Origin of the sequence: Campylobacter sp. MIT 21-1684, assembly GCF_026241315.1 — a bacterium.
Taxonomy (GTDB): Bacteria; Campylobacterota; Campylobacteria; order Campylobacterales; family Campylobacteraceae; genus Campylobacter_D.
In genome coordinates this window covers 1-26,087 of the sequence record NZ_JAPHNA010000020.1, presented here as the reverse complement: position 1 = coordinate 26,087, position 26,087 = coordinate 1, and the positions used below count along the sequence as shown (strand labels likewise).

The following is a 26,087-nucleotide window of genomic DNA, read 5'->3' as shown; positions in this document are numbered from 1 at the left end:
TCTATTTTGCTTGTTTGAGAGAGATCCTCTAAATCATTTTTGATTACATTCTTAAAACCAAAAAAATTCCATTTTCTGTATAAATTCAAAGCCTCAAAGCCATAAGCAGCAATTTGCAAGTATTCTTTGATTTGTTTTTTTTCTTGCAAGAGTTCTTCGTTAAATACAGGTGTCAATGCAGCCATTTCCCACCAAAAATCATTAATGTTACAACCTTTGTAGTCGGTAAAAGATTGAAGATATTTCCAAGGTTTTTCGCCATAATGGTATATTTTTGGATTTTGAAAAGCTTTGGTAAATTCTTTGCGAGTGTATTGTAATCTGTTTTTATCTTCATCAAGGGTAATAGCAAAAGCCATAGTAATAACAATAAAATTATAAGTAAAAGGAAGTTTAAAAATTTTCTCACTTTCAATAGTAGCATTGAGTAAATCTTGATCTGCTGCGGTAATATAAAAACAATTTTTTGCGAGTTGTGCGCATTTTTCTTCGATTTTTGCTTTTTTGTATTCTTTAAGATTGATGAGTAAAAATCCCGAATTAAAATAGTTTGTATCGAAAGAATGGCTTTGTATTTTCTTTTCTTTTTGAAACAATATCTTTCTTTTTTTTGTACCCGGATCATTGACTGCTGCTAGACAATAGTCTTTTAAATCAATGCAAAAAAGTTCTCTCAAATCACAATTTACAAGCATATCGCTATCTAAATACAAGCATTTATCCACTTCTTTATCTAAAACAGATGTTAATTTAAGCCTAAAATAAGGCAAATATGAACTGTGCGCTGCTCCTGTTTTTGGAAAGTCTGAAAAAATCTTTTCATCAAGTGTATGAATGATAATTTCGCAAGGATATGCTGTGCATAAAGCGTCTTGTAATATTTGCAATTTTGATCTCGTATTTTCACTAAGTTTATTAGTTAAGATGTGAAAGCAATACCCCTCAACGATTAAATCATCACAATTTATATGGCAGTGAGCTTTGCAAGTTTCGCTTCCTGAAAAAGGTTTTTGCTGACAAAGTTCTTTGAAATTCTTTGAAGTATCTGTTTTTTTGATGATACTTGTGATTAAAACAGCCAAGTATTTTATATAGTTTTCATCTGCATTAAAAACGAGATGGAACATTGCTTTGCCTTAGTATTTTTTTTATTGCGATTTTTTTCTTTGATTTAATTTTTTTTCTAAGAAATTTTAGCATTAGAAGTTGTATGAAATTGTTTGTAATTTTGCATTTTAAATCAATAGCGTGAATATGAATGTTGTAAATGCAACATTGCACAAACAAAGAATACAAAGAATCTTTTTGCAAACATAACAGAGCAAGTTTTTCCATTATGAAATATATGTCTTTGATGTTTTGGGCAATTTTGCTAGAGTCTGTTGTTGTTGTGATAGAATTTTCATTAATGTTATATATATATATGCATTCATCAAGAAGAGCAATTTTTTGTATATAAGAAAAATATGAAGCTACTACGAAAAGATCCTCAGCCATACAAATTTTCTTTTCACATTGTATATTTTCTTCTAAGTTTAAAAGATATATTTTTCTTTTATAAGCTTTTGTACATAAGCTATTTATAGCATTTGTGGCACCTTTTTTGCAGTAATAAAGATAAAATTCTTCCTTTTTCATAAGAGCTTTGCGCGTGATAAAATTTTCCTTTGTGTTTCGTAGAAAATTAAAAAAAACAAGTTCAATATTTTCTTCATAAAAAGAATTAAAAACTAACTCACAGGCTTTTTCGCTCAAGGTATCATCAGGGTCTAAAAACATTATAATGTCTGAATGTGCCTGCAAAACACCGTTATTTCGTGTTAGGAAAGTGCCTTGATTGCTTGTGTTGTGTATAATCCGAATTCTTTTGTCTGTATTTGCAAATTCCTTTGCTATTTCTATACTTTTGTCTTGAGTGCAGTCATTTACAACGAGAATTTCTATATCTTCAAAAGTTTGGTTTATACAGCTTTTTAGAGCATTTGCAATGAAATCTTGTGCATTGTACGTAGGTATAATGATTGAAATTTTAGGATTTGTCAATTCTTATTCCTAAAAATATAATCCTCATCGCTAATTTGTTCTGTTTTTTCGTATCCATAAGAATGCAAAATGGTGCTTATTTCTTTGTAATTTCTCTCAAAAATTTCTATCATCACCACAGGTTTATGCTGTTTCATAAATTCCCCCCCCCCCTAGCAAAACTTTATTCTCAAAGCCCTCAACATCAATTTTTATAAAATCTATTCTTTCTTTAAAAAAACCTTCGCTTAGAAGATTATCAAGACTTCGGACTTCTAAATCCCCATTTTCATCATCCTTAAGTGAGGTTACTCCTATGTTGTGAAAAGAAGTAGTATGAATACTTGCTTTACTTTTGTTTTTACCTAGGGCAAAATTGAAAGGTTTTATAATAGTATCGAGTGTATTGAGTTGGATATTTTTGAGCAAAATTTCATAGCTTGAAAGGATGGGTTCAAAGGAGTAAATTTTCTTTGCTTTTCTTACAAGTGCCCAATATAAAGAATTATTTCCTATATTTGCTCCAATATCTAAAATGTTCGCCCCATCTTTTAAATATAAATCAGCTTTTTTAATTACATTCGCACTGAAAAAATCATTTCTTTTGATAATTTCTGATTGTATAAAATCATTCAGAGCATTAGGCAGATACATTATAATTTCTGGTGCATTAGGATAGGAGCAAAAACCATCGAATCTGTCGAAATGATTGTTAAAATAAAAAATTTTACTCTCATTTTTTCTGATTTCATCAGCCTTTAAAGAAGTGAGTATATTTTCTATTTGTGTGAGTTTTCTTTGAAGTTTTCGGTTGGAAATTGGCTTTGTTCTTTCTTTGATTCTAAGGATTTCTTTTTGAAGTTTTTTAAACATTTTACAATTTTTTCTTTCTTCGTTTTTTTACATTTCTAAACCATACTCTTAGCGTATTATAATATATCCAATGCACAATCATAGACTTCCATAGATATAAAAAATTTCTTTTATATCCAATGTTTTGGAGGAATTCATTCAGTCTGTACTTTTGTCTTAGCTGTTCATAAATACAATTTTTATTATATATCCCATCTTTTTCTAAATGATTGCCTTTCCAATCCTCTGTACCAAGATGTATGTAAAATTCGTCTTGATATACATTAACATAGTTTTTATCACATAGAGAACGGGTTGGATTTTGCCTTACGCATATCACAAATTGCGATAGGGAAAATTCTTTTATTAAGGTATCTAAAAAATAAGGTCCTATGCAACCAAATTGCACTTTTTCCTTCATCTCTCTTTCTTTTTTGATTATCATCAAAGCCCTTTTAAAGCATTCTTTAGCAAAAACACTTTCTTTTGGTACTTTAAGAAAAGCATTATTGCAAATTCTTTTTTCTTTCTGCAAAGAGTCTTTCTCATCTCTTGGTTCGTGGGCAAAGATGTATTCAGCGCTTAAATCAAGATTTTTAAGACAGATTATATCTGTATCTGCCCATATCCCCCCCCCTCATTGAGCATTTTATAGCGAAATAAATCAGCAAAACTCGCCATTCCGCTTGAGCGATCGTCATAGAAAAGTTCGCTTGAAGGTATAATCTCATTTGCATCTTTGAGTTCAAAATCATCTTGATAGATTTTTTTAATATTTAAAAAAAAGTGATTTTCAAGATCATAGGTATAAAGCCTAAATTTATAGCCATTATCAAGCCAAGATTTTATACTAAGAAGTTCCAAAGAACTTATGGTGTTTTTTTTGTTTTTGGAATGCCAAAAGCTTGAAATAGTCTCTTTGCGCATTTCTAACCTCCGTATTGTGCAAATGTTATTATAATATTTAGTTTGTTTATTTTTCTATTGAATTGAGTTTTTTTGCTGAAGTAACTTTTTTGCTTCTTTTATAACAATGTGTGGTTTTAAATCTTGCATACACTGATGATGTCCCAAAGGACAAACTCTTTTCATACAAGGCATACAAGATAAATTTAAATGTATAATCCTAGCATTTTTGTTTTGCCAAGGTGAGCTTTTTTCAAATGCAGTTGGTCCGAAAATGGCTATAGTGTTTATCTTATAAACAGCTGCTATGTGCATACTACCGCTGTCATTGGTAAGAAGAAGGTCAAGCTCGAAGATGTGTTGACATAACTCTTTAATGCTTGTTTTGCCACAGAGATTTTGGACTTTTACATTTTGCTTTGTAAGCAGATTTTCAATTTGTTTGCAAAGCTCACTCTCATTTTGTACCCCAAAAAGAAGGACTATATACTCATCTTTAAAAGCCTGTGCAACTTCTGCAAAATATTCACCCCTCCACCGCTTTGCACTTCCAAAAGCCGCACCTGCGTTGATACCTAGCAGTTTTGTTTTTTTTTGGCGGGTAAAATGAAAAGGTAGGGCAAGGTTTTGAGAATGTGTTTTAAAATGCAAGGAATTTTGTACAAAATACAAGTATTGTAACACTTGATGTTCTTTTTCAAAATGTTTCTTATTAAAGAAAAATTTTTTCTTCGCTTTGAGTATATTTAAAATGATCTTACTAGAAAAAGCAGAGCGAAAACTAAGAGCTAAATCCAAATCACCGAGTTCTTTACGCAGCTTTAAAGCGTGGAAATATCGGTTTTTTTTAGCTACAATAGTCAAGGTATTTGGAAATTCTCTAAAAAGTTCACAAGAGACAAAAGAGCCATAAAAAATCCATTCTACTTCTTGTTTTTTGAAAAAATCTTTGAGTGCATAAAGTGCTGTACTTGCCATCACAGCATCGCCCAACCAAGTGGGAAGATTGATAAAAATTTTCATTGTTTTGATTGTATCATAAAAGATTTGAGAATTTGTTATAAAAGTCTGTGAGAAAAAAAATGATAGAATTCTTTTAAAAGCAGTGGGTTTTTCTTTAGCAAAGAAATATTAAAAAATAAGGAAACAAATGGAGCAAGAATTAGTTAGTGTCATTATACCAATTTACAATGTGGAAGAGTACCTAGAGCAGTGCTTGCAAAGTGTATGTATGCAAACTTATACTACTTTAGATATTATTCTTGTTGATGATGGGAGTAATGATAAAAGCTTGGATATAGCAAAACAGTATGCTCAAAATGATGAAAGAATTTTTATTATCCAAAAACCTAATGGGGGATTGAGTTCTGCAAGAAATATCGGACTTGAATTTATCAAAGGAAGTCCTTTAAGGGAATACTACGGCAACAAAAGCTTAAAAGGTATAGTGAGTTTTTCTCAAAGTAACTCCTTTTGTGAAGAGACAAAAATGATTGAGCAAAGTGAGCTTGATACATTCTTTACTCAAGTATCGCATAATCATATTTGCACTTCTTTAGAAAATGTTAATGATTTTATAGTGCAAGAATTACCCGCAAGGTTTATACATTTTTTAGACAGCGATGATTATCTTGAAGAGAGTTGTATAGAGCTTTGTATGAAAGAGTGTAAAAAACAAAATTTGGAGCTTTGTGCTCACCATTTTAAAGAATATTTACAGGATAAACATAGTATTAAAGAGAAATCAAATTCTGATTTGTTTTTGAAAAGCAAAAGGAGATTTTACAAAAAAGGCATTGAGTGTTTAAAGGAAAATCAATGGTATCAATTTTATTTTGCTTGGCAAGGTTTGTTTCATAGTGCAATCTTGAATCGATATAGGCTTCGTTTTCTTTATAAGATCTATCACGAAGACCATTTTTTTGGGACAATGCTCTTTTTTTTAGCCTACAATATTTTTATTATTGACAAAGCATTATTGTTTTATCGCATTAGGCAAGAGAGTATTATGAATTCTCTTTTAAAAAAACCACGATCTCTTAACCAGAGTTTAGCTTCTTTGAGTCCTTATTTTGATGATTATAGTCAATTAAGAAATTATGTTACAGTGTATGCTTTTTCGCTAACAGCCTATCATCTTAGACTCTATGGGGAGGAAGTGGGGGGGGGGTATGAATATTTTACATATAGAGCCTTTCAATCGTATGCGGATTATTGTTTAAGTTACAATTTTACAAACGATCCGCTTGAATGTAAAAAAATACTTCAAACTTTTAAGAAAAGTACAAAAATATCTCGTATTTGTATAAGAGTGCGGTTTGCAATTATAAAAATTATAAAAAATTTTTATAATTTAAAAAAATACGATGAATTTTTTTGAGTATTCAAAACTTTTTTATGAGTTTAAAAAACTCTTTTGGACAATTACAAGCTTTTTGTGCTGTAACAATTCTTTTTTAAATTCCATAATTTACAATCATACTGCACTCATTTGTTATATTGTTTGAAAAAAATTAATCCTATTGTTGGTTTAAAAAATTGTAGTAAATATTTTTAATGAGTTTCATCGATAAGCTCACAGAGAGTGTGGAGTATTAAAATATGGATTTCTTGAATTCGTGCCGTATCATTGCTTGGTACGATAAGGTTAAAGTCGCAAAGTTTGTTCATCATCCCCCCTCCTTTTCCGCTTAATCCTACGCAAAGTAAATTTAAGGATTTTGCTTCTTTGAAGGCTTCTAAGATATTAGGACTTTTGCCACTTGTGGAAATGCCTATGAAAACATCTTTATTAGGACAAGCTAAGGCTTGAAGCTGTCTTGAAAAAATACATTCAAAACCATAATCATTGCCTATGGCAGTGAGAGCTGAGCTGTCTGTTGTGAGAGCAATAGCTGGCAAAGCTTTTCTCTCTTTTTTATAGCGACCGGTTAATTCAGTTGCAAAATGCTGTGCATCAGCCGCACTTCCACCATTACCACAGATAAAAATTTTTCCTCCCTGTTTAAGCATTTGTAATAAAAGTTTGGCTATTTCTGCTATTTGTCCTTTTAAGATGAGACTTTCTTTGAGTGTTTTTTTGTGTTCGTCCCATTCTCTTTCAATCTTTGTTATCATTTGATGTCCTTTATTTTTGCAATAATCTTTGTAGTACTAAAGTCTTGTTCAAAATCAATGAGTCGGACTTTTTCTACTAAATCAGCCCCTATAAGTTTTTTATTTTTGTAGTCTGCTCCTTTGACTAAAATATTAGGTTTTAAAGCTTTGATAAGCTCATAAGGAGTATTTTCATCAAAGATTACAACATAATCCACAAAATACAAAGCCGCTAGCATACAAGCTCTTTGATGCTGTGAATGAATAGGGCGACTTTGTCCTTTAAGTTCTTTCACGCTTCTGTCTGAATTTAAACCAACTATAAGCAAATCTCCAAGTTTTTTTGCTTTTTCTAGGTATTTGATGTGTCCAAAATGCAAAAGATCAAAGCAGCCATTTGTAAAAACAATTGTTTTTTCTTGTTGCTTTTTTATAAGAGCACAAAGTGTGTCTTTATCGAATATTTTTGTTTCAAAATCTGCTTTTTGTGTATTTTTTAATTCTTCAAAACTTACAACACTATTGCCCAATTTGCTTACAGCAATACCTGCAATTTTATTTGCTAATTCGCAAGCTTTAAAAAGGGGTACATTTTCAGCAAGACAAAATGCCAAAACAGCAATAACACTATCTCCAGCTCCTGTTACATCAAAAACTTCTAAGGCTTGTGCAGGGATAAGGTGCAAAGAATCATCAAAGAAAGCAATGCCTAATTCTGAAAGTGTGATAAGAGAATATTCAAGTTCGTAATCGTGTTTGAGTTTTTTAATACCAAGTTCTAAATTTCCAGCTTCTAAATGTTGAAATCTTAAGACTTCCAATGCTTCTTTTTTGTTTGGTGTGAGTAGTGTAGCGCCTTTGTATTTAGTATAATCACTACCCTTTGGGTCGATTAAAACAGGTATATGAAGTTTTCGTGCTTTTTGTATGATATGCTGACAAATTTTTGCCGTTAAAAGCCCTTTACCATAATCGCTTAATACTATGGCTTTATAGTCTGCAACTATGGTTTCAAATTCGCTAAGAAGTTCATCTTGTAAGCAAATATCTTCAGTGTCTTCTTCATCAAGTCTTAAAACTTGTTGGTTGTGCGAAATAATACGTTGTTTCAAAGAAGTTTTGCGTCCTTTTTGAATAAGAAGTTTTCCTTGTACCTTTTTTTGTAAAAAAATTCCGTTTTCATCATCTCCAATAACACTTAAAATAAATACATCAGCACCCAAAGCTTCTAAATTTGCATACACATTCGCCCCCCCTCCAAGTCTTTTATCTTGTTTAATATTTTTGGCAATTAAAACAGGAGCTTCAGGACTTACGCGTGAGCATTCACACCAAAGATATGAATCAACTATAACATCTCCGATAACAAGAATTTTTGGTTTTTTCTGGCTTAAAATTTCAAGCATTAACTTCCTTTGCAAAAAGTCTCTGTATTTCGGGCAAATAATCATCAATCCCTTCTTCAAGTCCAAATTGACTTCTATAAGCAAAATTTTCATCACAGAAAGCCTGAGTGTGAAATTGGTACGCTTTAGCAAAAGGATTTGGAATGTATTTGCAAGTCAAATTTGTCTTTAGTTTTGCTTGCAGAATATCAACAATATCTTGAAAACTTCGAGCTTGAAAGCTACCGACATTGTATATACCGCTTTTTGCAGTAAGGGCTGCTATATTTGCACTTACTACATCTTTAATATAAACAAAATCTCTATAAATTGTGTCGCTTCCTTCAAATAAAATCGGATTTTTTCCTGCTAAAATTTGATGGGCAAGTTGCAAAATCATAGAAGAAGTTTTTCCTTTAAAAAATTCACCTTTTCCATAAACATTAAAATATCTTAGCCCTACAATATGAAGTTCGCTAGCATATTTTTGGGCAAGTTTGTCCATCATTAGTTTTGAAAAAGCATAAGGATTTTTAGGATTTTCATCTTTTCCTACTTGTTGTGGGCTTGGTGCATCTCCATAAACAGATGCCGAACTTGCATAAATGAGTTTTGCTTTGAGTTTTTGGCACAGCTGTATTATATTTTTAAAAGAATTCAGATTTGTACGAAGAATCGCATTTTGATTATAGAAAGTGGTATCTGAAATAGCGGCTTTATGAAAAATAATATCTGGTTTAAAAGCTTTGATTTGTTTGAGTGTTTGTGTCTTGTTGATATTTCCTACAAAAAGCTCTCCTTGAAAATTAAGTAAATTTTTAAAATGTCCAAGGTATTTTAAATTTCCATTATCTAAAAGGGTGGAGCTTTGCATTGTGTCAATAAGTAAAATTTCGTGTTTTTCTTGTAAAGCTAAAGCTAAAGCAGAACCTATAAATCCGGCTCCCCCTGTAATAACTATACGCATAATACTCCTTCAATTTTTAGTGTAAAAGTTGAGAATTTCCGTTAAAGTAGAAAAACATTGAAAGCTGTTTTCTTTTTCCATTCCGTCCTGCTTTATAAGGACTAAATTTCCAACTCCAGCATTCACTCCAGCTTGCATATCTGTGAGAGAATCGCCGATAAAAATTGATGTACTTAAGTCCAAGTTAAATTCTTTATTTGCTTTCAGTAGCATTGCTGGTTTTGGTTTTCGGCATTCGCAATTATGCAGATGCGGACAGTGATAAATTTTTGTAATTTTTACACCTTGTTTTTCAAATTCTTTCAACATAAAAGTACTGAGTTTTTTGAAATCTTCTTCAGTGTAATATCCTCTTTCAATACCTGATTGATTAGTGATGACAAAAAGTAAATATGCTTTTTCTTGAAAGAATCTGCAAAGTTCGAAAATGCCTTCACAAAATTCAAAATCTTGTATTTTATAAACATAATGTTTATCGATGTTAATCACGCCATCTCGGTCTAAAAATACTGCTTTGTTTTTCATTGTTCTATTATAGTCTAATTACAGAAAACAAACAATCTTTTTATTCTACTTATACTTAAAAAAAATATAAGATTTAAGCTATATAATTGTGTAGTTTTTATTATAAGGAGAAATAATGAAAAAAATATTTATAACCTGTATGATAGCTTGTCTTGCTGTTTCGGCATATGCAGCTGATGGTGCTACTCTATTTAAAAAGTGTGCAGTGTGTCACGGGGAAAAAGCTGATAAAGTATATCTTAACAAGGTTCCAGCTTTAAAATCTATTTCTAGTGCTGAAAGACTTCAGTATATGAAAGAGTATGCAGAGGGCAAAAGAAATGCTTATGGTCAAGGTGCGATTATGAAAATCAACCTTAAAGGTTTGACTGAAGAAGATTTCAAAGCTATTGAAGCACATATTGAATCATTGTAATTTTTTAGGACTGTAAAAGTCCTAAAAAAATTTTTATCTTACTTTCAATTTATTTTTCTTCGGAATTTTTAAATTCTTTCTTTTTTGCTAAAGCTTCTTTTTTACGTTTTTCTAGTTTGATGGCATCATTGAGGGCATCTTCGCCATCATTTAAGATAATAAATTTATAATCATCATCAAATTGTTTTGTTTTAATCCCCCAAAGCAGAGCTGCTAAGATAAGAAAAAAAGCAAGGATTGAAACAAATATCATCATCATAAGAATGTTAGTCATTTTTTATCCTTAAGGCATTTAAAAGTACTATGATACTGCTAAAAGACATAGAAAGAGCAGCGATAAGAGGATTGATAAGTCCTAAAAAGGACAGAGGGAGGGTGCAGACATTATACAAGAGAGAGAAAGCGAGATTTTGTTGAATGATTTTATAGGTTTTTTTAGCAAGAATGATGGCATATTGTAATGAGGCAAGATCATTTTTAAGCAAGATAATATCGCTATTTTCGATAGCCAAATCACTTCCTTCTTTTAAACTCACAGAGACAGCAGCATATTTAAGTGCTAGAGAATCATTTACTCCATCACCAACAAATAAAAGCTTGTGTTTGCCACTCAGCTCTTCTATAAGTTCCATCTTTCTTTGTGGCAAACAAGAAGACTCAAAGGCTGTAATCTCAAGTTCTTTTGCTATTTTTTGCACCGCTTTTTCATTATCACCGCTTGCTATCATAGGGACTATTTTTTGTGTTTTTAAATATTCTATAAGTTCTTTTGCCCCTTTTCGTAAAATATTTTCAAATTCAAAAAAAGCAAGAATTTCCCCTCCTTTGGCAAAAAGAAAATGAGAATTTTCAAATTCTTTGCTGAAAACAATTCCATTTTCTCTTAAAAATTGTATGTTTCCACCTAGAAATTGAATCCCTCTGTATTTAGCTTTTATCCCTTTGGCTGCAAGAGTATGAAATTCATCAAAATCAAATTGTACATTTTGCTTTACTTTTTGCTTTGCATAAGCGGATACATTTTGAGCTATTGGATGCTGAGAGAGTTTTGTAAAATGATACAACTCATCAAAAGACAACTTTTGACTTGTATAGATTTGAGTTGGTTGGAGTTTCATTTGTGTAAGCACTCCCGTTTTATCAAAGACAGCCATATCGCATTTGCTTAAATCTTCAATAAAATCTGAATGTTTAAAAAGTATTTGTTTTTTTAAAGCTTTGCTAAGTGCTATAAGAGTGCTTACAGGAGTTGCGAGAGCTAAGGCGCAAGGGCAAGCGATAATAAGTACAGAAAGAGCATTGATAAGAGAACTTTCAAAACCAACTTTGAAGTAAAAATACCACAAGCAAAAGCAGAGGAAACTAAGGCTTAAGATAGTGCGTGAAAAAGAACTTGCAAGTTTTGAAACTAAGCTTTGCAAACGAGTTTTTTTAAGTCCGGCAAATTCTAAGAGTTTAATAATTTGACTCAGTGTTGAATCTTCATAATTTTTTAATGTTCTGTATTCAATTGTCCCATCAAGCACTATACAGGCTGAATATATAAGTGTGTCCTTTTGTGCTAAAAGTGGCTGACTTTCCCCGTTTAAAGATGAAGTGTCTATGCTTGCTTGTCCTCTTTCACAAATACCATCAATCACAATTTTATCTCCACTTCTAAGTAAGATTAGCTCTCCTGATTCTATTTTTTGTACTTCTTTTGGGACAAATTCTTTACCATTGAAAACTAAAACTTCATTTTGTAGAAAATCATTGAGACCATCAACAGTATCTAGGGCGTGTTTTTTACTCAAAAGTTCAAGATATTTGCCGATAAAAACAAAACAAATAATCATAGCTACTGAATCAAAATACACTTCACCAACACGAAAAAACATAGCCCATAATGAATAGATAAATGTTAAACTTGTCCCGCTAATGACTAGAGTGTCCATATTAAGACTTCTATTTTTTATAGCTACAAAAGCACTCTTGTAAAAACTTGAACCAGTATAAAAAAGTACAGGAGCACATAGGATAAATTCTGCAAAATTTAAAATGTCTTTAATATCTTGTTGCATTCCGCTAAAGAATCCTGCGTATTTTGCTACGGCTATCCACATAATATTCATTACACACGCAAGAGCAACGATGAGTTTAGAATAGAGTTGTCGTTTAAACACAAGAGTTTTTTCTTCTTCTTTAAGAGGATTGTAAGCACTTGCCTTGTAGCCTATGCTTTCAATAAGATTTAAGATTTGATCCAAAGTAATGCAGTGTCCATCAAAAACTATTCTTGCTTTATGTGTTAATGTGTTAATGTCAAGTTCTAAAATACCTTCTTGTTTGATGAGAATTTTTTCATTTAACCAAACGCAAGCAGAACATTCAATGCCGTGAATCACAAGATAAATTTCACTAAAACCTTCTTGAGTTTGTCTTATAAAGCTGTCATAATTTTTTTGCACTTTATTTGTATTTACCGGATTTAAAGTATGAATGCTTAGTTTTTGATAAAATTCTTGCAGACCATATTCATTTATAATTTCATACACATTTTGGCAACCTAAACAGCAAAAAAAATTGCCTTTGAATTCCCTCATATTTTCTTTTGCAAAATCTAATCTACAATGCATACATTTCATTTTTATTTCTTTGTAAAATATTTTTTGTATTATAAGCAAATTTGACAAAAATATCTTTTTTTTATTACAATGATATTTTATTTAGAACTGCTAAAACATCTACGAGGACTTATGGAAAAAAAACAACATCAAAGAACACATATTCCTGTTGAAGGGTATAAAATAGAGAATTTAAAATTGCTTGATTTGGAAAATTTAGTAGAAATTGCCAATGAATGTGAGATAGAAAACCCTCGAGAATTTCGTCGTCAGGAATTAATTTTCGAAATCTTAAAAGCTCAAACTAAAAAAGGTGGTTTCATTCTTTTCACCGGGATTTTAGAAATTTCAAGTGAAGGATATGGATTTTTACGAGGAATGGATTCAAATCTTAGTGATAGCGTTAATGATGCTTATGTTTCTAACTCACAAATTCGCAAATTCGCTTTAAGAGTTGGCGATATAGTTACGGGACAAGTAAGAGAGCCAAAGGATCAAGAGAAGTACTATGCTTTGTTGAAGATCGAGGCTATTAATTATTTGCCTTTACAAGAGGCAAAACAAAGACCTTTATTTGATAATCTTACTCCTATTTTTCCTACTGAAAAAATTAAACTTGAGTACGATGCTATGAAGCTTACAGGTAGAGTTCTTGATCTTTTTACTCCTATAGGTAAGGGTCAAAGAGGTTTAATAGTTGCCCCGCCACGTACAGGAAAAACTGAATTGATGAAAGAGCTTGCAACGGCTATTGCTAGGAATCACCCAGATATGCATTTAATTGTACTTTTGGTTGATGAGAGACCTGAGGAAGTTACTGATATGCAACGTTGTGTGAAAGGAGAGGTATTTAGCTCAACCTTTGATTTGCCCGCTTATAATCATGTGCGTGTAGCCGAACTTGTGATAGAAAAAGCTAAAAGAATGGTTGAAACAGGTAAAGATGTTATTATTTTGCTTGATAGTATCACAAGGCTTGCAAGAGCATACAATACAGCAACACCAAGTTCCGGAAAAGTTTTAAGTGGTGGGGTAGATGCAAATGCACTCCATAAACCAAAACGTTTTTTTGGTGCAGCAAGAAATATAGAAAATGGAGGTTCGCTGACCATAGTTGCTACTGCTTTGATTGATACAGGTTCAAGAATGGATGATGTCATTTTTGAGGAGTTTAAGGGTACAGGTAATAGCGAAATAGTGCTTGATAGGAGCATTTCAGATAGGAGAATTTATCCTGCTGTTAATATTATAAAATCAGGCACAAGGAAAGAGGAATTGTTGCAAGAAATAGCTAATTTACAAAAAATTTGGGCTATTCGTTCTGCTATTTCACAGATGGATGATATTGAAGCTTTAAAATTTTTATATTCTAAAATGTTAAAAACAAAAGATAATATCGAACTTCTTTCTATTATGAATGAGTAAAAATGCTCCAGGCTTTAGCTATCAAATACAGACCTAAAAGTTTTGATGAGCTTGTAGGACAAAAAACAGTAAGTGTGAGTTTAAAATATGCTTTAAACTCAGGTAGAATCGCTCACGCTTACCTTTTTTCAGGACTTAGAGGTAGCGGTAAAACTTCAAGTGCAAGGATTTTCTCCCGTGCTTTAGTGTGTGATGAGGGTCCAAATGCAAATCCCTGCAGTCTTTGCAAACAATGTCTCGCAGCTCTTGATGGCAAACATATGGATATAATAGAAATAGACGCAGCTAGTAATAGAGGGCTTGATGATATACAGGCTTTAATTGAACAAACAAAATATTCTCCTTCTATGGCAAGATATAAAATTTTTATTATAGATGAGGTGCATATGCTTACTTCTCAAGCAGCTAACGCCCTACTTAAAACCTTAGAAGAGCCTCCAAACTATGTTAAATTTATCCTTGCGACAACAGATCCTTTAAAACTTCCAGCCACAGTGCTTTCACGTACGCAGCATTTTCGTTTCAAACAAATCTCACAAAGCGAAATTCTTACTCATCTCCAAGAGATACTCATAAAAGAAAATGTAAGTTTTGAGGATGAAGCTTTGAAATTCCTTGCACGAAGTGGCGGCGGCTCTTTGCGTGATACTTTGACTTTACTTGATCAGGCTATTATCTTTTGTGAAAGTGCAATTACTACAACGAAAATTACAGATATGCTTGGCTTTTTAGATCCTGAAAAGATTAGGGAGTTTTATAGAGCTATTTTACATAAAGACAAAGAAAGAGTTTTTGAATTTTTAAAAGATTTGCAGGATTATGAAGCAAGTAGTGTTATTGATGAGATGCTTTTTTATTTAAAAGAAAATTTTTTTGCTAAAAATACTGAATTTTCGACATTAATCTATGAACGTTTCTTTCGAATACTTTCACGAGCAAAAAACACGGTTTGCGATGATGATGGTTTTATACTTTGTGTGATGGCTTTTATGATGATGGAAGCGAGTCATCTTAAGGAAATTGATTCTCAAATTACGCAACTTCAAAAATTTGAAACTCAAGTAGGACATACTCACGAAGTGCCTAAAGGTTTTGCACAAATTTTTCAAGATGTTTCAACTAAGAATCCTTATGAACTTTTGCTCGAAGCTATTTATAATAGGGATTATATCTTAGGTGAGTGTTTTAAAAAAAATACACAATTTCAAAGTTTTGAAAACAAGATTTTAAGCATAAGCTCTAATGCACAAGGAGAGGACAGAAATCTTTTAAATAAAGGTTTTAAATTGATACAAGAGCTTACTTCTAGTACTCTTGGACAAGGAGTAAAAATAGAAGTAAAAAAGGAGTTCCATATCGATGAGACAAAATTGATGTCTGTAAAACAGGAAAGCAAAATCAGTATTAATTCTCAAATTAATGAATTAAAAAAAGATGCAAAAAAATTTAATCCAGAAGATGAAGCCAAACAGGCTTTGAAGGATTGTTTTGGCGAACCTGTAATAGAAAACTAAAAAACTCTATCTGCGTTATTCATTTAAAAAATATTAAAAAGATTGCAATATAAATTGAAATCTTTTATTATCAAAGGAATATAATGCAAAGAAGAGATTTTTTAAATGGAATGGCTCTTGCCTTGTTTTCTGGTATGACCCCATTGCAAATTCTTTATGGAAAAGAAGCCAAGATAGAAGATTTTACTAAAGAATATTATCCACCAAAATTATTAGGTCTTCGAGGGAGTAATGATGCAAGTTATCAGTTTGCACATATGTTACGAGATGGAGAAAATTTTGATTTTAGTACCTTAAAACCAAAACAGGAATATGATTTAGTTGTAGTTGGAGCGGGTATTAGCGGTTTGACAGCAGCATTGTTGTATCAAAACAAATTTGGTAAAGAGAAAAAAATCTTAATTCTTGACAATCACGATGATTTTGGAGGACACGCCCGCAGAAATGAAATAGAACTTCAAGATGGTACAATTTTAAGCTATGGAGGAAGTGAAAGTTTTCAATCACCTAAAGCGTTATTTACTAAACAAGTAATTGATTTGCTTAAATCTTTAGGGATAGATATTGATGAGTTGGCAAAGTGTTTTGATGTTAATTTTTACCCAGATTTAAAATTGAGTAGAGGTGTTTATTTTTCAAAAAGTGAATTTGGAGTAGATAAGGTTGTTAATGGAAATCCTAGAAAAGTAATCTGCGATGATATTCCATATGATAAGCTTAATGGCAAGAGTATAGAAGAATTTATCAATGAATTTCCTTTTAAACAAAGGTATAAAAAAGATTTAATTTCTCTTTTTAAAAGTGAAAAAGATTATTTAAAAGGAATGAATAAAGAAGAAAGAGAAGAGTATATAGCAAAAACAAGTTATAAACAGTTCTTAAAGGATAAAGTTAAACTTTCTACTGAAGCTATAAAATTTTTTGAAGGTATTACAGATGATTTTTTAGCACTTGGGATTGATGCTGTTTCTTGTGAGGATGCTAGAATTTCATTTTTACCGGGTTTTGATAATTTAGGTTTAGATGCAATAGAGGGCGACGCTTTAGCTGAAATGGAAGAACCATATATTTACCATTGTGCAGATAGAAATGCTACTGTTGCAAGATTGCTTGTGAAAAAACTGATTCCTGAAGTTTCGAAACAAGGTATAAATATGAATGATGTTACTTTGGCACATTTTGATTATTCTAAGCTCGACACTCCTAAAAATACAGTCCGTTTACGTCTCAATAGTACTGTCATAAATGTTGAAAATACAAAACAAGGTGCATTAGTTAGCTATGTTATGCAAGGCAAAAAAATGAGAGTAAAGGCAAAAAAAGTTGTAATGGCAAATTACAATAGTGCAATTCCTTATATCATACCTAGCCTACCACAAGAGCAAAAAGAAGCTTTAAGTAAAAATGTTAAAACTTCATTAATTCACACTAAAGTTGTTATCAGCAATTGGGAGAGTTTTATAAAGCTTGGAGTTCACGAAATTTATTCCCCAAGAATGCCTTATTCAAGGACTAAATTAGACTATCCTGTTAGTATGGGAGGATATGAGCATCCTAAAAATCCTAAGAATCCTATATGTTTGCATATGGTTTGTTCTCCTTTGGCATTTGCTGCTTCGCAAGGAATTGAACTTGAAGGATTAGATGCAAGAGACAGAGCAAGAGTTGGGAGGAATCTCCTTTTTAGCATAAGCTTTGAAGAGCATGAGAAAATTATACGCAGTCAACTGCAAGGTATATTGGGTTCAGTAGGGTTTGATAATGAGAGAGACATTAAAGCCATAGTAGTGAATCGTTGGGGGCACTGTTATTCATATACTGAAAATAGTCTCTATGATGAGAGTGAAGAAGCACAAAAGACTATTCGTACTGCGAGAAAACCTTTTAAAAATATTGTCATAGCAAATTCAGATTCTGATTGGTCTGCTTATATGCATTCTGCTATAGAACAAGCATTTCGTGCAGTTGATGAGCTTTAAATTCTTTTAAGTCTTAAAGAATTTAACACAACGGTTACAGAACTCAAACACATAGCTAAAGCCGCAATGTGAGGACTAAGAGTTATAAAAGGAATGAAACCTGCTGCTATGGGAATGCAAAGACTGTTATAAAGAAATGCCCAAAAAAGATTTAGCTTAATCACTCTTTGCGTCTTATGACTTAGCTTAAAGCACCAAGAAATAGTACTTAAGGTATCTTTTATTAAAAGAAAGTCTCCGTTTTGTTTTGCTAAATCACTTGCTTTAGCAAAACTTATACTTACATTTGCTAATGCAAGTGCTGCAGCGTCATTAATCCCATCTCCAACAAAGAGCACTTTTTCTTTCATTTTTTTTATGAAGTCAAGCTTGTCAGCTGGTTTTAAATCTCCATAAAATTCAACAATTCCAAGTTCTAAGGCTGTCTTTTCTACGCTTTTTTTATTATCTCCGCTTACAATGATACTTGTAATTTTTTGTTTTTTTAGAGTATCAATAAGCTCTTTAGCTCCTTCTTTGAGTGTATTACTTAAAGCTACAGCACCTAAACACACTCCATTTTTTGCAAAATACACTTCAAGAGGTGCCTGATCTTTGACCGAATTTAAAAAAGCTTTTGCATTTTCGAAGTTGTATGTATTTTTTAAGAAATCCTCATTGCCTATAAGAAAAACATCTCCATTTTCTTTGTATTCTATCCCATTTCCAGCAATGATATTTATGTTTCCGCTAACAGTATTTTTTTCTAAATTTGAAGCCTTAAATATAGCTTTGGCTATAGGGTGTGAGCTTGTACTTTCAATGCGAGCAAGTTTTTCAAAGTATTCTTTGTTTAAATTGTGAGTGAATATTTGCAGAGTATTTTGTGTAAGTGTACCTGTCTTATCAAAGAGAACTTTTTTTATGGAAGATAAATTTTCTAAAGCAGAGGGATTTTTAATCAACACAAAGTGTTTTGCTGCGGTTGTTGTGGCACTGACTAAAGCAAGAGGAGTAGCAAGTCCTAGAGCACAAGGGCAAGAGATGAGTAGTACAGCACAAGAATGTAAAAAGGCCACAGTACTATTTTCCTTAAAAAGCCAAAAAAGAAAAACAGCAAGAGCAAAAAGCAAAAGAGAACCGACAAAATATTTTGAAATTTTGTCAGCTAAGCTTGTTAAAGGGGTTTTTATCGAACCTGCTTGAAAGACTAAATCTTTAATTTGTTCTAAAGTACTGTCCATAGCCTTTTTCTCTGCTTTGATGTGCAAAGAACCATTAAGTACTATAGAACCTGAACTTATGGGACTTCCTTTACTTACTCGAAGAGGTAGAAATTCTCCATTTAAAAAACTTATATCAAGATCAGCACTTCCGTGCAATACTATTCCATCGGCTACTACACTTTCACCTTCATTAAGTATAAGTGTATCTCCTGCTTTTACAAAAGCACTTGAAATTTCTTCAATTTCTCCATTGTTATTGAGAATTTTTGCTTTTTTTGTGTCGATATTATTGAGTTTTTTTTGATATTGCTCGGCTTTGAATTTTGCATTTGCTTCTAAAAATTTTCCCAAAAGTACAAAGGTAATAATCATAGTACCACTGCTAAAATAAAAGTATTCGTTGGAGTCAAAAATTTTAAAATAGGCAAGTATTGAATATACAAAAGCACTCAAAGACCCTAAGGATACAAGAGTATTCATATCCAAATTTTTATATTTGATACCAAGAAAGGTATGGATAAAAAAAGAACGTCCGCAGTAAAAGAGCACGAAAAAACTTAAGATAACTTGTATGTTCAAACTCATAAGACTTGAATCAAACATTTCAAAATACATAATAACAGCACTTAAAATGAGACTTAACAATAAATTTGAACGTATGCTTATAAGCTCTTTTTTTCGATGTTGGGTAAGACTTTCCTCACCGTCTAACACTTCAAAACCTAAGTCTTTTATTTTTTTAAGTACTTCTTTACCTGTTTGAGAATTTTCAATCAAGAAAATCCCGCTTGAATTGATATAGGAAACACTCACATCTTTTACGCCTTCTATTTTTTTACATATTCTTTCTATAGAATTAGAACAGTTGGTGCAGTTCATTTTTCCTATTTTGACTTTCAATTCTAACATTACTCTATTCTTTGTAAAAGTTCAAAACCAAGTTCATTGAATTTATTTTCAAAATCTTTTAACCGTGTTTCATCACAGTCAACATGTAAAATTTTAGGCGAGGTACTTGTATCAACTTCAATCTTCCCAAATTCATTCTCAAGAGAATTCTTGATGAGAGTAACACAATTTTGGCAAGTAACTTTGGCAATCTGAAATTTCATTTTTTTCCTTAAAAAGAGGCTGTATAGTCGTATGTCCTATATTAAAATCATTCAAAAGACAGGATGATATTTCTTTGGCAAATGCGTTAAATTTTTGTTTATCTGTAAAATTTAAACGCAGGTGCATAGTAGCTATGAACATTTTATTTGTGATTTGAGTGATGTGCAGATCTATAATTTCCTCAATTTGTGAATTTTTAAGCAGTTTTAGACGTACTTTTTCGATATCAACTGGAGAGCTTTCAAGGAGGATATTGGCACTCTGTTTTAACAAGATGAGTGCCCATTTTAAAAGTAAAAGTGATAAAAATAAAGCCAAAATACTATCAATATACATAATACCGCTAAAATACATAACAATACCACCGATAATGACAGCAACAGAACCAAAAAGATCGCTCATCATATGTAAAAAAGCCGATCGTATGTTGATATTTGTTATATCGGCTTTTTTAAACATCATAAAAGCGTTGATAGTATTGACTAAAAGTCCTATAAAACCGATGATTATCATCGTTTTTGTATCTATCATAACAGGAAGAAAAAGTTTTTCTATAGCTTCATAGCAAATAAAAATTGTAGAGAGAATAATCAGTAAAGCATTGACAAAACCAATCACAACTTCAATACGAAAATACCCAAAAGTTTTCTGTATATTTTGGCATTTTTCAACGATAAAAATGGCTAAGAGACTTAAGGCTAAAGCAAAAACATCTAAAAACATATGCAAGGTGTCAGTTAAAAGAGCTAAAGAATGCGAAAGGAGTGAATAAATTAGCTGTACAAACATCATTGAAGCAGTCATACAAAGCGAGATCGTAAGAATTTTTTTGTCTGTATTTTTCCCGTGAAAATGCCCATGTCCGCAATGGTGAGAATGATCTGTTAAAGGTTTATGAGACAGATAATCATACATTTTTTCTCCTTTTTTTTGAATTAAAACAAAAATAAGGTAAATTTTATCTGAAATTATCAATTTTAGAGCTCGATTTTTTTCTTTTTTGTATATTTCTTGTCATCATAAAACTTTGTTCAAAGAAAATAAGCAAAGTAATACTCACTCCAATAGCTAAAGCTAAAATAACAGAGAATGTTGTAAAGAAGTAGTCGAAGAACTGTACCAAAAATTCGGTTTTTTTAGTAATATCATCACTTTGTATGAATGAAATAAGATTTAAAATTGCTTTAAAAGCATAAATTCCTGGTATCATAGGAATAAGAGCGGGAAAAGCTATGATTTCAGCAGGTGTTTTATAAATTTTTGCAAGCAGAATTCCTAAACAGCCTATGCTAAAAGAAGCGATAAAGGTGGCAATAGCTAAAGTTTGAAAATGAAAATATTCTAACAAAACAAAACGTAAGCCGTGAGCGACAGAAGCAAGTAAAGATGAAAGTATGAGGGTTTTTAAAGGAGGATTGCACGCATAAGCAAAACCAAATCCGGCAATGGCAGCATAGAGCATATCTTCTAAAACAAATTCATAATCAATCATTGTAAAATTTCAAAATGAGAAATAGCTAAGGTCATAGAAAGACCTAAAGATAAGCAACAAACAAGTATACTTACACTAATAATACGACTCAAACCCATAAGTATATAATCTTTAAGTATATCAATAATGGAGTTGATGAAAAACACACCAGGCAAAAGATATAAGACACTCGAACCCAAAGCCACATCAGCAGTGCTAGTTACATTCGATTGTATGGCAACAAGGAGTGAAGACAAAAAAGAACAGAGTATGTATTGGATTCGTAAATCAATTTTGACTTTTGTAAGAATATAACGCAAAATGAGACCCAAGAGAGCGGCGAAAAAAACTAGAATTGCACTAGCAAAATCACCTCCAAAAAGTTTGCAAAAAGCCGCATTTGCAAAAGATACAAAAAAGATATTGAATATATAGGAGTATTTTTTTTGATGTATAATTTCCTGAAACAATTTTCGCGATTCCTCAAGTTCATATCTACAATCATAAATTGCCCAACTCAAAGCACTTAAATCGAGGATAATTTTGAAATTAACGTGAGCGTGGTTATTAGGGATAATATAAGTTCTTTGTATGGAATGATCGTCTTTGTCAAAGATATTTACGCTAATATTGTGAAAGAAAAAATTAATATGTATTTCATAGCCATACACTTCAGCTATCCTCCGCACACATTTTACAATCCTTGCTGTATAAGTACCAGCACTCAATAAAGCAGTAGTATAGGCTATAAAAAAATCGGTTGCATTTTGTATCGCTGGTTTTTGCATAATGTAATCTTTTTATTTTTTAAATTGTTTGATTGTAACAAAGAATGATAAAAAAAGAAATATATAAATGCTTTATATTCTTAATTTGCAGTGTTTATTTAGTTAGGACTGTGTTTTAGATTTTTTACATTGTATATAGATGATGATTATACAAAGTACAGTTACGATAAGTATAATAAGAATTTGCTGTAAATATTGGGCGATGAGTTTTTCATTTTCACCTATAAAAAAGCCTAAAGCTACAAGTATGCTAACCCAAATGGTACTCCCAAGTGCTGTAAAAAAGATAAAATTAAAAAGTTTCATTTTAGCTATTCCAGCGGGGAGTGAAATATACTGTCTAATACCGGGCAATAAACGACAGCTAAAAGTGGAAATTTCTCCGTGTCTGTGAAAAAATTGTTCAAATTTCTGAAATTTTGCTTCAGTTATTCCAACATATTTTCCATATTTTAAAACAATCTTTTTTCCGTAAAAATAGCAAAGAAAATAATTTATTAATGCGCCTAAAACCGAACCTAATACCCCAAAAAATATACAAAGAAAAGGATTAAGTTCTCCTTTAGAAGCAAGATAACCAGCAGGTATCATCACAATTTCGCTAGGAAAAGGGATAAAAGAACTTTCTAGACTCATTAACAAGACAATGCCTAAATATCCCATTTGCCTACTTTGTTCTAAAATAAAACTAATCATTAAAGCCTTTTTACATTCTTTAAAATTTCAATCAAGCTCTTTGGTACTACAATAGTAGTTTCATTCCTGCGTAACTCTAATTTTTGTGATTGTATCGCCTTGCAGGATAGAATCTAAGACTTGCAGACTTTTTATATCTTTTGGATTGATTTGTCCAAAAACAGTGTGTATGCCATCAAGATGTGGTTGTGGGCTGTGACAAATGAAAAATTGTGAGCCGCCTGTATCTCGTCCAGCGTGAGCCATAGAAAGCGAACCTCTTTCGTGTTTGTGGTTTTGATTGTCGCATTCACAGATAATTTCATATCCGGGTCCGCCTGTGCCAGTACCGTATGGACAACCTCCTTGAACGACAAAATTTGGAATCACTCTATGGAAATTCAAAGTATCATAAAAGCCTTCATTTGCCAAAGTAGCAAAATTACATACAGCTTGTGGTGCTTCATCGCCAAACAATTCGAGTTTTATCTCACCTTTGTCTGTTTGTATTCTAGCAAAGCGATATTCTTTAACTTTACTTGTGTCTAAAGTTTTAATCATTTTTTCTCCTTTTATTCTATGTTAGTATAAACAGCTTGAACATCATCATCATCATCTAATTTATCAAGCAGTTTTTCTATATCTGCAAGCTGTTCTTCACTAAAATGTACAGCATTATTTGGGATATATTCAAGTGAAGCTTTTTTAAGAATTAAACCTTTTGATTCTATGGCTGTGCTCAATTCTCCAAAGGCAGTATAGGCTCCGCTAATAAGAAGTTCTTTTTCATTTTGTTCTAATTCCTCAAGTCCAAAATCTATAAGCTCTAACTCTAATTCCTCTAAATCACCGTCAAATTTTTCTAAATGAAAAACAGCTTTTCTAGAAAACATAAAATCCAACGAACCATTTTGCAAGATTTCTCCGCCATTTTTATTAAAAAGAGCTTTGATGTTTGCCACAGTGCGAGTAGGATTATCACTCATACATTCAACAATCACTAAAGCCCCGTGAGCCGCTTTGCCTTCATAGTGAATATTTTTAATATCAGCACCGTCTTTACCATTTGCTCTTTTAATTGCTGCTTCTATATTCTCTTTTGGCATATTGTTTGCTTTTGCTGTTGCAATTGCCGAACGGAGTTTAGGATTCATATCAGGGTCGCTCCCACCTTCTTTTGCTGCTACCTGGATGGCTTTGGCAAGTTTTGGAAAAAGCTTGCTCATCTTATCCCATCTAGCTTCTTTAGAGGCTCTTCTGTATTCAAATGCTCGTCCCATTAATCCTCACTTTCCTGCTTTATTTCAGAATAGAAAGTATAAACCAAAAGGACTAAATTTCTTTTTAAGAGTTTTTATAATACTTTGAAGTTTTAAGTATGTTTTGTAGGGTATCTTTTTCTTAATGAGTTTTTGTAGTCGCCTTTCAAGGGTTTTTATGAAGACTCAATCGAATTTCTTTTCATTCTAAAATAAACCTAATTTTCTCCTCTACCGTTTGATAACATTAAGTATCATGCTTTATAATTACAGCAATGAGATACAAAGCCCTGTTTTGCTTATCCACGGCGAGGCGGCACATAGCAGATATTTCAGTGAGGACGCTTATAAAAAGCTAAAGGGCAAAAACAAAGAATTGTTACTTATTAAAGACGCCAATCACACCGATTTGTATGATAATGCCCAAAAGATTCCCTTTGATACAATCGCAACATTTTTTAAGGAGAATTTGAAGCAAGAAATGCAAGGCAGCAATATGTGGCGATATACTTTTCTTTGTTTGTTGTTTGTATTGTTGATACAATGTGCTTTAGGCAAGGATTTTAGAATAAAATCAGGGGAGCAAATGCAAATACAAATGCACTTTGGAGGCAAAAGCTTTCTTTTAGACTTGGAGAATAAAGCAGCAGCAAAGAATCTTTACGCACTTTTGCCTTTGGAGTTGAGCTTTAGTGATTATGTGGGCGGAGAAAAGATTGCCAAACTTGACGCACGCTTAAGTGCACTTGTGCCTTATATCGGCTATCCTAGAAGCTTAAATGCTTTAAGTGCGCTTGATGAGATTGCGCCATTGTCAAATTAAAGGAGGAAAAATGCGCAACATAAATTCTCATTCTCGCAGAGATTTTTTAAAGACTTCAGCACAAATCGCAGGAGTGGCTACACTTGGGGCTTATGCACCCTCACTTTTGGCACAAAATGTAAAGCAAGATTCCAAACAAGCTCCTAAAATATCACAAAAAGGAGCAACAATGCAAACTATCACGCTTAATAATGGTTTGAAAATGCCCATTCTTGGGCTTGGCACTTATACGCTCACAGGTAAAGCAGGGCAAAAGGCGATGAGCGAAGCCATAGAGGTGGGCTATCGGCTCTTTGATAGTGCGCAGATGTATCACAACGAAGCCGAGCTTGGCGCGGCGATTAGCAATGCAATCAAAGGTGGAATGAAGCGTGAGAAGTTTTTTATCCAAACCAAACTTTTAGAATCAAGTAGCGAGGATTCTGCGAAAAAATCCATTGAAAAATCCCTCCAAAGCTTAGGGCTAGACTATATAGATTCTTTGCTTATCCACGAACCTTACACACACTCAAAGGCTATGTATAGGGTAATGGAGAGCTTTTATAAGCAAGGCATTTTAAAGAGCATTGGTATTTCAAACTTTGGCACAAAGGCGTATAGCGAGTTTGTGCAAACTTGCGAGGTGATTCCTGCGATAAATCAGTGTGAGACACATTTGTTAATGCAGCAAAAGCCTTTAAGGGAGGCTATGAAAGCTCAAGGCACATTGTTACAAAGCTGGAGTCCTTTCATCGCAGGAAAAAATGTGGCTAGAGGCTCAATCTTAGAAAATCCCACGCTTCAAAGCATTGCACAAAAATACAATAAAACCCCCGCACAAGTGGTTTTGCGATTCCTTATTGAGCAGGGCATTTCTGTAATTCTTAAAACTTCTAAAAAGCATAGAATGCAAGAAAACCTGAATGTGTTTGACTTTAGTTTAAGTGCGCAGGATAAGCAGATTCTAAGTGGACTTGATACGAACAAAAGCGCATTTTCTTGGACGAATTATTAGGAGGAATTTCTTAATAATCGCACTAAAAGCTTAGGTAGGTAGAGCTAGATTGATGTTTGTAACAAACCTA

General features: G+C 32.4%; 28 protein-coding genes and 1 pseudogene. 8 read left to right on the top strand and 21 right to left on the bottom strand.

Features of this window, described 5'->3' with window-relative positions:
• The 7 genes from OQH62_RS07460 to waaF form a co-directional block, all read right to left on the bottom strand.
• The coding region (locus tag OQH62_RS07460; protein WP_266015854.1) for a glycosyltransferase family 8 protein at positions 1-1,127 on the bottom strand (1,127 nt) is incomplete at its 3' end.
• Positions 1,108-2,043 carry a glycosyltransferase family 2 protein gene (locus OQH62_RS07455; RefSeq protein WP_266015852.1) on the bottom strand — a complete coding sequence of 312 codons (936 nt, stop codon included), beginning with the start codon at positions 2,041-2,043 and terminating at the stop codon, positions 1,108-1,110. The genes OQH62_RS07460 and OQH62_RS07455, both read right to left, overlap by 20 nt.
• Positions 2,040-2,180, bottom strand: coding sequence for a hypothetical protein (locus tag OQH62_RS07450; RefSeq protein WP_266015850.1), 141 nt, complete (start codon positions 2,178-2,180; stop codon positions 2,040-2,042). The genes OQH62_RS07455 and OQH62_RS07450 overlap by 4 nt, the downstream gene beginning before the upstream one ends.
• Entirely contained in the window at positions 2,167-2,895 is a 729-nt protein-coding gene (locus tag OQH62_RS07445; protein WP_266015848.1) for an FkbM family methyltransferase, read from the bottom strand. Before OQH62_RS07445 ends, OQH62_RS07450 begins: the two co-directional genes overlap by 14 nt.
• A gap of 1 nt (position 2,896) precedes the next feature.
• Entirely contained in the window at positions 2,897-3,409 is a 513-nt protein-coding gene (locus OQH62_RS07440; protein ID WP_266015846.1) for a hypothetical protein, read from the bottom strand.
• Between the two features lie 71 nt (positions 3,410-3,480).
• Complete coding sequence (locus OQH62_RS07435; RefSeq protein ID WP_266015844.1) at positions 3,481-3,801, bottom strand: hypothetical protein; 321 nt, start codon at positions 3,799-3,801, stop codon at positions 3,481-3,483.
• Positions 3,802-3,855: 54 nt separating this feature from the next.
• The gene (waaF, locus tag OQH62_RS07430; protein WP_266015842.1) at positions 3,856-4,803 is read right to left on the bottom strand and encodes a lipopolysaccharide heptosyltransferase II; all 948 of its coding nucleotides are present in this window, start codon (positions 4,801-4,803) and stop codon (positions 3,856-3,858) included.
• 127 nt (positions 4,804-4,930) lie between these two features.
• On the opposite strand from waaF, the gene OQH62_RS07425 reads away from it, so the two are divergent.
• Positions 4,931-6,160, top strand: a complete 1,230-nt coding sequence (locus OQH62_RS07425) for a glycosyltransferase family 2 protein (RefSeq protein ID WP_266015840.1) — start codon at positions 4,931-4,933, stop codon at positions 6,158-6,160.
• Between the two features lie 173 nt (positions 6,161-6,333).
• On the opposite strand, the gene gmhA is transcribed toward OQH62_RS07425, so the two are convergent.
• Genes gmhA through OQH62_RS07405 form a run of 4 tightly spaced genes read right to left on the bottom strand, consistent with a single transcriptional unit; the run spans position 6,334 to position 9,753 of the window.
• Positions 6,334-6,897 carry a D-sedoheptulose 7-phosphate isomerase gene (gmhA, locus tag OQH62_RS07420; RefSeq protein WP_266015838.1) on the bottom strand — a complete coding sequence of 188 codons (564 nt, stop codon included), beginning with the start codon at positions 6,895-6,897 and terminating at the stop codon, positions 6,334-6,336.
• The gene (gene rfaE1, locus OQH62_RS07415; protein ID WP_266015836.1) at positions 6,894-8,282 is read right to left on the bottom strand and encodes a D-glycero-beta-D-manno-heptose-7-phosphate kinase; all 1,389 of its coding nucleotides are present in this window, start codon (positions 8,280-8,282) and stop codon (positions 6,894-6,896) included. The genes gmhA and rfaE1 overlap by 4 nt, the downstream gene beginning before the upstream one ends.
• Entirely contained in the window at positions 8,275-9,228 is a 954-nt protein-coding gene (gene rfaD / locus OQH62_RS07410) for an ADP-glyceromanno-heptose 6-epimerase (protein WP_266015834.1), read from the bottom strand. Before rfaD ends, rfaE1 begins: the two co-directional genes overlap by 8 nt.
• A 9-nt stretch (positions 9,229-9,237) precedes the next feature.
• Complete coding sequence (locus OQH62_RS07405; protein ID WP_266015832.1) at positions 9,238-9,753, bottom strand: D-glycero-alpha-D-manno-heptose-1,7-bisphosphate 7-phosphatase; 516 nt, start codon at positions 9,751-9,753, stop codon at positions 9,238-9,240.
• Positions 9,754-9,868: 115 nt separating this feature from the next.
• Here OQH62_RS07405 and OQH62_RS07400 point away from each other — a divergent pair, with 115 nt between their 5' ends.
• Positions 9,869-10,168 carry a c-type cytochrome gene (locus OQH62_RS07400; RefSeq protein ID WP_266015830.1) on the top strand — a complete coding sequence of 100 codons (300 nt, stop codon included), beginning with the start codon at positions 9,869-9,871 and terminating at the stop codon, positions 10,166-10,168.
• A 49-nt stretch (positions 10,169-10,217) separates the two neighbouring features.
• On the opposite strand, the gene ccoS is transcribed toward OQH62_RS07400, so the two are convergent.
• Positions 10,218-10,442, bottom strand: coding sequence for a cbb3-type cytochrome oxidase assembly protein CcoS (gene ccoS / locus OQH62_RS07395; protein ID WP_266015828.1), 225 nt, complete (start codon positions 10,440-10,442; stop codon positions 10,218-10,220).
• Positions 10,435-12,792, bottom strand: coding sequence for a heavy metal translocating P-type ATPase (locus OQH62_RS07390; RefSeq protein WP_266015826.1), 2,358 nt, complete (start codon positions 12,790-12,792; stop codon positions 10,435-10,437). Before OQH62_RS07390 ends, ccoS begins: the two co-directional genes overlap by 8 nt.
• 111 nt (positions 12,793-12,903) lie before the next feature.
• Between OQH62_RS07390 and rho the strand changes: the two genes are divergently transcribed.
• The 3 genes from rho to OQH62_RS07375 all read left to right on the top strand — a co-directional run bounded on the left by rho (position 12,904) and on the right by OQH62_RS07375 (position 17,689).
• Positions 12,904-14,196 carry a transcription termination factor Rho gene (gene rho, locus OQH62_RS07385; protein WP_266015824.1) on the top strand — a complete coding sequence of 431 codons (1,293 nt, stop codon included), beginning with the start codon at positions 12,904-12,906 and terminating at the stop codon, positions 14,194-14,196.
• A 2-nt stretch (positions 14,197-14,198) separates the two neighbouring features.
• The gene (locus OQH62_RS07380; RefSeq protein WP_266015822.1) at positions 14,199-15,710 is read left to right on the top strand and encodes a DNA polymerase III subunit gamma/tau; all 1,512 of its coding nucleotides are present in this window, start codon (positions 14,199-14,201) and stop codon (positions 15,708-15,710) included.
• Between the two features lie 83 nt (positions 15,711-15,793).
• Positions 15,794-17,689: an NAD(P)/FAD-dependent oxidoreductase gene (locus OQH62_RS07375; RefSeq protein ID WP_266015821.1), complete on the top strand. Its 1,896-nt coding sequence runs from the start codon at positions 15,794-15,796 to the stop codon at positions 17,687-17,689.
• Here OQH62_RS07375 and OQH62_RS07370 read toward each other — a convergent pair.
• From OQH62_RS07370 to OQH62_RS07335, 8 genes are all read right to left on the bottom strand, one after another.
• On the bottom strand, positions 17,686-19,803 hold the full coding sequence (locus OQH62_RS07370; protein ID WP_266015820.1) for a heavy metal translocating P-type ATPase: 2,118 nt from the start codon (positions 19,801-19,803) through the stop codon (positions 17,686-17,688). The genes OQH62_RS07375 and OQH62_RS07370 overlap by 4 nt on opposite strands.
• Entirely contained in the window at positions 19,803-20,006 is a 204-nt protein-coding gene (locus OQH62_RS07365; protein ID WP_266015819.1) for a heavy metal transport/detoxification protein, read from the bottom strand. The genes OQH62_RS07370 and OQH62_RS07365 overlap by 1 nt, the downstream gene beginning before the upstream one ends.
• On the bottom strand, positions 19,942-20,922 hold the full coding sequence (locus tag OQH62_RS07360) for a cation diffusion facilitator family transporter (RefSeq protein ID WP_266015818.1): 981 nt from the start codon (positions 20,920-20,922) through the stop codon (positions 19,942-19,944). Before OQH62_RS07360 ends, OQH62_RS07365 begins: the two co-directional genes overlap by 65 nt.
• A gap of 43 nt (positions 20,923-20,965) precedes the next feature.
• Positions 20,966-21,499 (bottom strand): threonine/serine exporter family protein, encoded by a 534-nt coding sequence (locus tag OQH62_RS07355; protein ID WP_266015817.1) that lies wholly within the window; start codon positions 21,497-21,499, stop codon positions 20,966-20,968.
• The gene (locus OQH62_RS07350; protein ID WP_266015816.1) at positions 21,496-22,266 is read right to left on the bottom strand and encodes a threonine/serine exporter family protein; all 771 of its coding nucleotides are present in this window, start codon (positions 22,264-22,266) and stop codon (positions 21,496-21,498) included. The genes OQH62_RS07355 and OQH62_RS07350 overlap by 4 nt, the downstream gene beginning before the upstream one ends.
• A gap of 102 nt (positions 22,267-22,368) precedes the next feature.
• Positions 22,369-22,962, bottom strand: a complete 594-nt coding sequence (locus tag OQH62_RS07345; RefSeq protein WP_266015815.1) for a DedA family protein — start codon at positions 22,960-22,962, stop codon at positions 22,369-22,371.
• Positions 22,963-23,022: 60 nt separating this feature from the next.
• Positions 23,023-23,502, bottom strand: a complete 480-nt coding sequence (locus OQH62_RS07340) for a peptidylprolyl isomerase (RefSeq protein ID WP_266015814.1) — start codon at positions 23,500-23,502, stop codon at positions 23,023-23,025.
• Between the two features lie 11 nt (positions 23,503-23,513).
• The gene (locus OQH62_RS07335) at positions 23,514-24,221 is read right to left on the bottom strand and encodes a YebC/PmpR family DNA-binding transcriptional regulator (protein WP_266015813.1); all 708 of its coding nucleotides are present in this window, start codon (positions 24,219-24,221) and stop codon (positions 23,514-23,516) included.
• A gap of 250 nt (positions 24,222-24,471) precedes the next feature.
• Between OQH62_RS07335 and OQH62_RS08770 the strand changes: the two are divergent.
• The 3 genes and pseudogenes from OQH62_RS08770 to OQH62_RS07325 form a co-directional block, all read left to right on the top strand.
• Positions 24,472-24,675 (top strand): annotated as a pseudogene (locus OQH62_RS08770) (alpha/beta hydrolase); the annotation flags it as partial.
• A gap of 6 nt (positions 24,676-24,681) precedes the next feature.
• On the top strand, positions 24,682-25,023 hold the full coding sequence (locus OQH62_RS08765; RefSeq protein WP_323670647.1) for a cyclophilin-like fold protein: 342 nt from the start codon (positions 24,682-24,684) through the stop codon (positions 25,021-25,023).
• A gap of 10 nt (positions 25,024-25,033) precedes the next feature.
• Positions 25,034-26,017 carry an aldo/keto reductase gene (locus tag OQH62_RS07325; RefSeq protein WP_266015811.1) on the top strand — a complete coding sequence of 328 codons (984 nt, stop codon included), beginning with the start codon at positions 25,034-25,036 and terminating at the stop codon, positions 26,015-26,017.
• Positions 26,018-26,087: the final 70 nt, after the last annotated feature.

Excerpts from the sequence above, each read along its gene's own strand:
- OQH62_RS07360 (WP_266015818.1), bottom strand. The coding sequence starts at position 20,922 with ATGTATGATTATCTGTCTCATAAACCTTTAACAGATCATTCTCACCAT.
- waaF (WP_266015842.1), bottom strand. The coding sequence starts at position 4,803 with ATGAAAATTTTTATCAATCTTCCCACTTGGTTGGGCGATGCTGTGATG.
- OQH62_RS07390 (WP_266015826.1), bottom strand. The coding sequence starts at position 12,792 with ATGAAATGTATGCATTGTAGATTAGATTTTGCAAAAGAAAATATGAGG.
- OQH62_RS08765 (WP_323670647.1), top strand. The coding sequence starts at position 24,682 with ATGCAAGGCAGCAATATGTGGCGATATACTTTTCTTTGTTTGTTGTTT.
- OQH62_RS07405 (WP_266015832.1), bottom strand. The coding sequence starts at position 9,753 with ATGAAAAACAAAGCAGTATTTTTAGACCGAGATGGCGTGATTAACATC.
- OQH62_RS07340 (WP_266015814.1), bottom strand. The coding sequence starts at position 23,502 with ATGATTAAAACTTTAGACACAAGTAAAGTTAAAGAATATCGCTTTGCT.
- OQH62_RS07425 (WP_266015840.1), top strand. The coding sequence starts at position 4,931 with ATGGAGCAAGAATTAGTTAGTGTCATTATACCAATTTACAATGTGGAA.
- OQH62_RS07345 (WP_266015815.1), bottom strand. The coding sequence starts at position 22,962 with ATGATTAGTTTTATTTTAGAACAAAGTAGGCAAATGGGATATTTAGGC.
- OQH62_RS07370 (WP_266015820.1), bottom strand. The coding sequence starts at position 19,803 with ATGTTAGAATTGAAAGTCAAAATAGGAAAAATGAACTGCACCAACTGT.
- rho (WP_266015824.1), top strand. The coding sequence starts at position 12,904 with ATGGAAAAAAAACAACATCAAAGAACACATATTCCTGTTGAAGGGTAT.
- OQH62_RS07380 (WP_266015822.1), top strand. The coding sequence starts at position 14,199 with ATGCTCCAGGCTTTAGCTATCAAATACAGACCTAAAAGTTTTGATGAG.
- OQH62_RS07355 (WP_266015817.1), bottom strand. The coding sequence starts at position 21,499 with ATGATTGATTATGAATTTGTTTTAGAAGATATGCTCTATGCTGCCATT.
- OQH62_RS07365 (WP_266015819.1), bottom strand. The coding sequence starts at position 20,006 with ATGAAATTTCAGATTGCCAAAGTTACTTGCCAAAATTGTGTTACTCTC.
- OQH62_RS07325 (WP_266015811.1), top strand. The coding sequence starts at position 25,034 with ATGCGCAACATAAATTCTCATTCTCGCAGAGATTTTTTAAAGACTTCA.
- rfaD (WP_266015834.1), bottom strand. The coding sequence starts at position 9,228 with ATGCGTATAGTTATTACAGGGGGAGCCGGATTTATAGGTTCTGCTTTA.
- OQH62_RS07350 (WP_266015816.1), bottom strand. The coding sequence starts at position 22,266 with ATGCAAAAACCAGCGATACAAAATGCAACCGATTTTTTTATAGCCTAT.
- gmhA (WP_266015838.1), bottom strand. The coding sequence starts at position 6,897 with ATGATAACAAAGATTGAAAGAGAATGGGACGAACACAAAAAAACACTC.
- OQH62_RS07445 (WP_266015848.1), bottom strand. The coding sequence starts at position 2,895 with ATGTTTAAAAAACTTCAAAAAGAAATCCTTAGAATCAAAGAAAGAACA.
- OQH62_RS07400 (WP_266015830.1), top strand. The coding sequence starts at position 9,869 with ATGAAAAAAATATTTATAACCTGTATGATAGCTTGTCTTGCTGTTTCG.
- OQH62_RS07375 (WP_266015821.1), top strand. The coding sequence starts at position 15,794 with ATGCAAAGAAGAGATTTTTTAAATGGAATGGCTCTTGCCTTGTTTTCT.
- OQH62_RS07335 (WP_266015813.1), bottom strand. The coding sequence starts at position 24,221 with ATGGGACGAGCATTTGAATACAGAAGAGCCTCTAAAGAAGCTAGATGG.
- OQH62_RS07450 (WP_266015850.1), bottom strand. The coding sequence starts at position 2,180 with ATGAAACAGCATAAACCTGTGGTGATGATAGAAATTTTTGAGAGAAAT.
- ccoS (WP_266015828.1), bottom strand. The coding sequence starts at position 10,442 with ATGACTAACATTCTTATGATGATGATATTTGTTTCAATCCTTGCTTTT.
- OQH62_RS07435 (WP_266015844.1), bottom strand. The coding sequence starts at position 3,801 with ATGCGCAAAGAGACTATTTCAAGCTTTTGGCATTCCAAAAACAAAAAA.
- rfaE1 (WP_266015836.1), bottom strand. The coding sequence starts at position 8,282 with ATGCTTGAAATTTTAAGCCAGAAAAAACCAAAAATTCTTGTTATCGGA.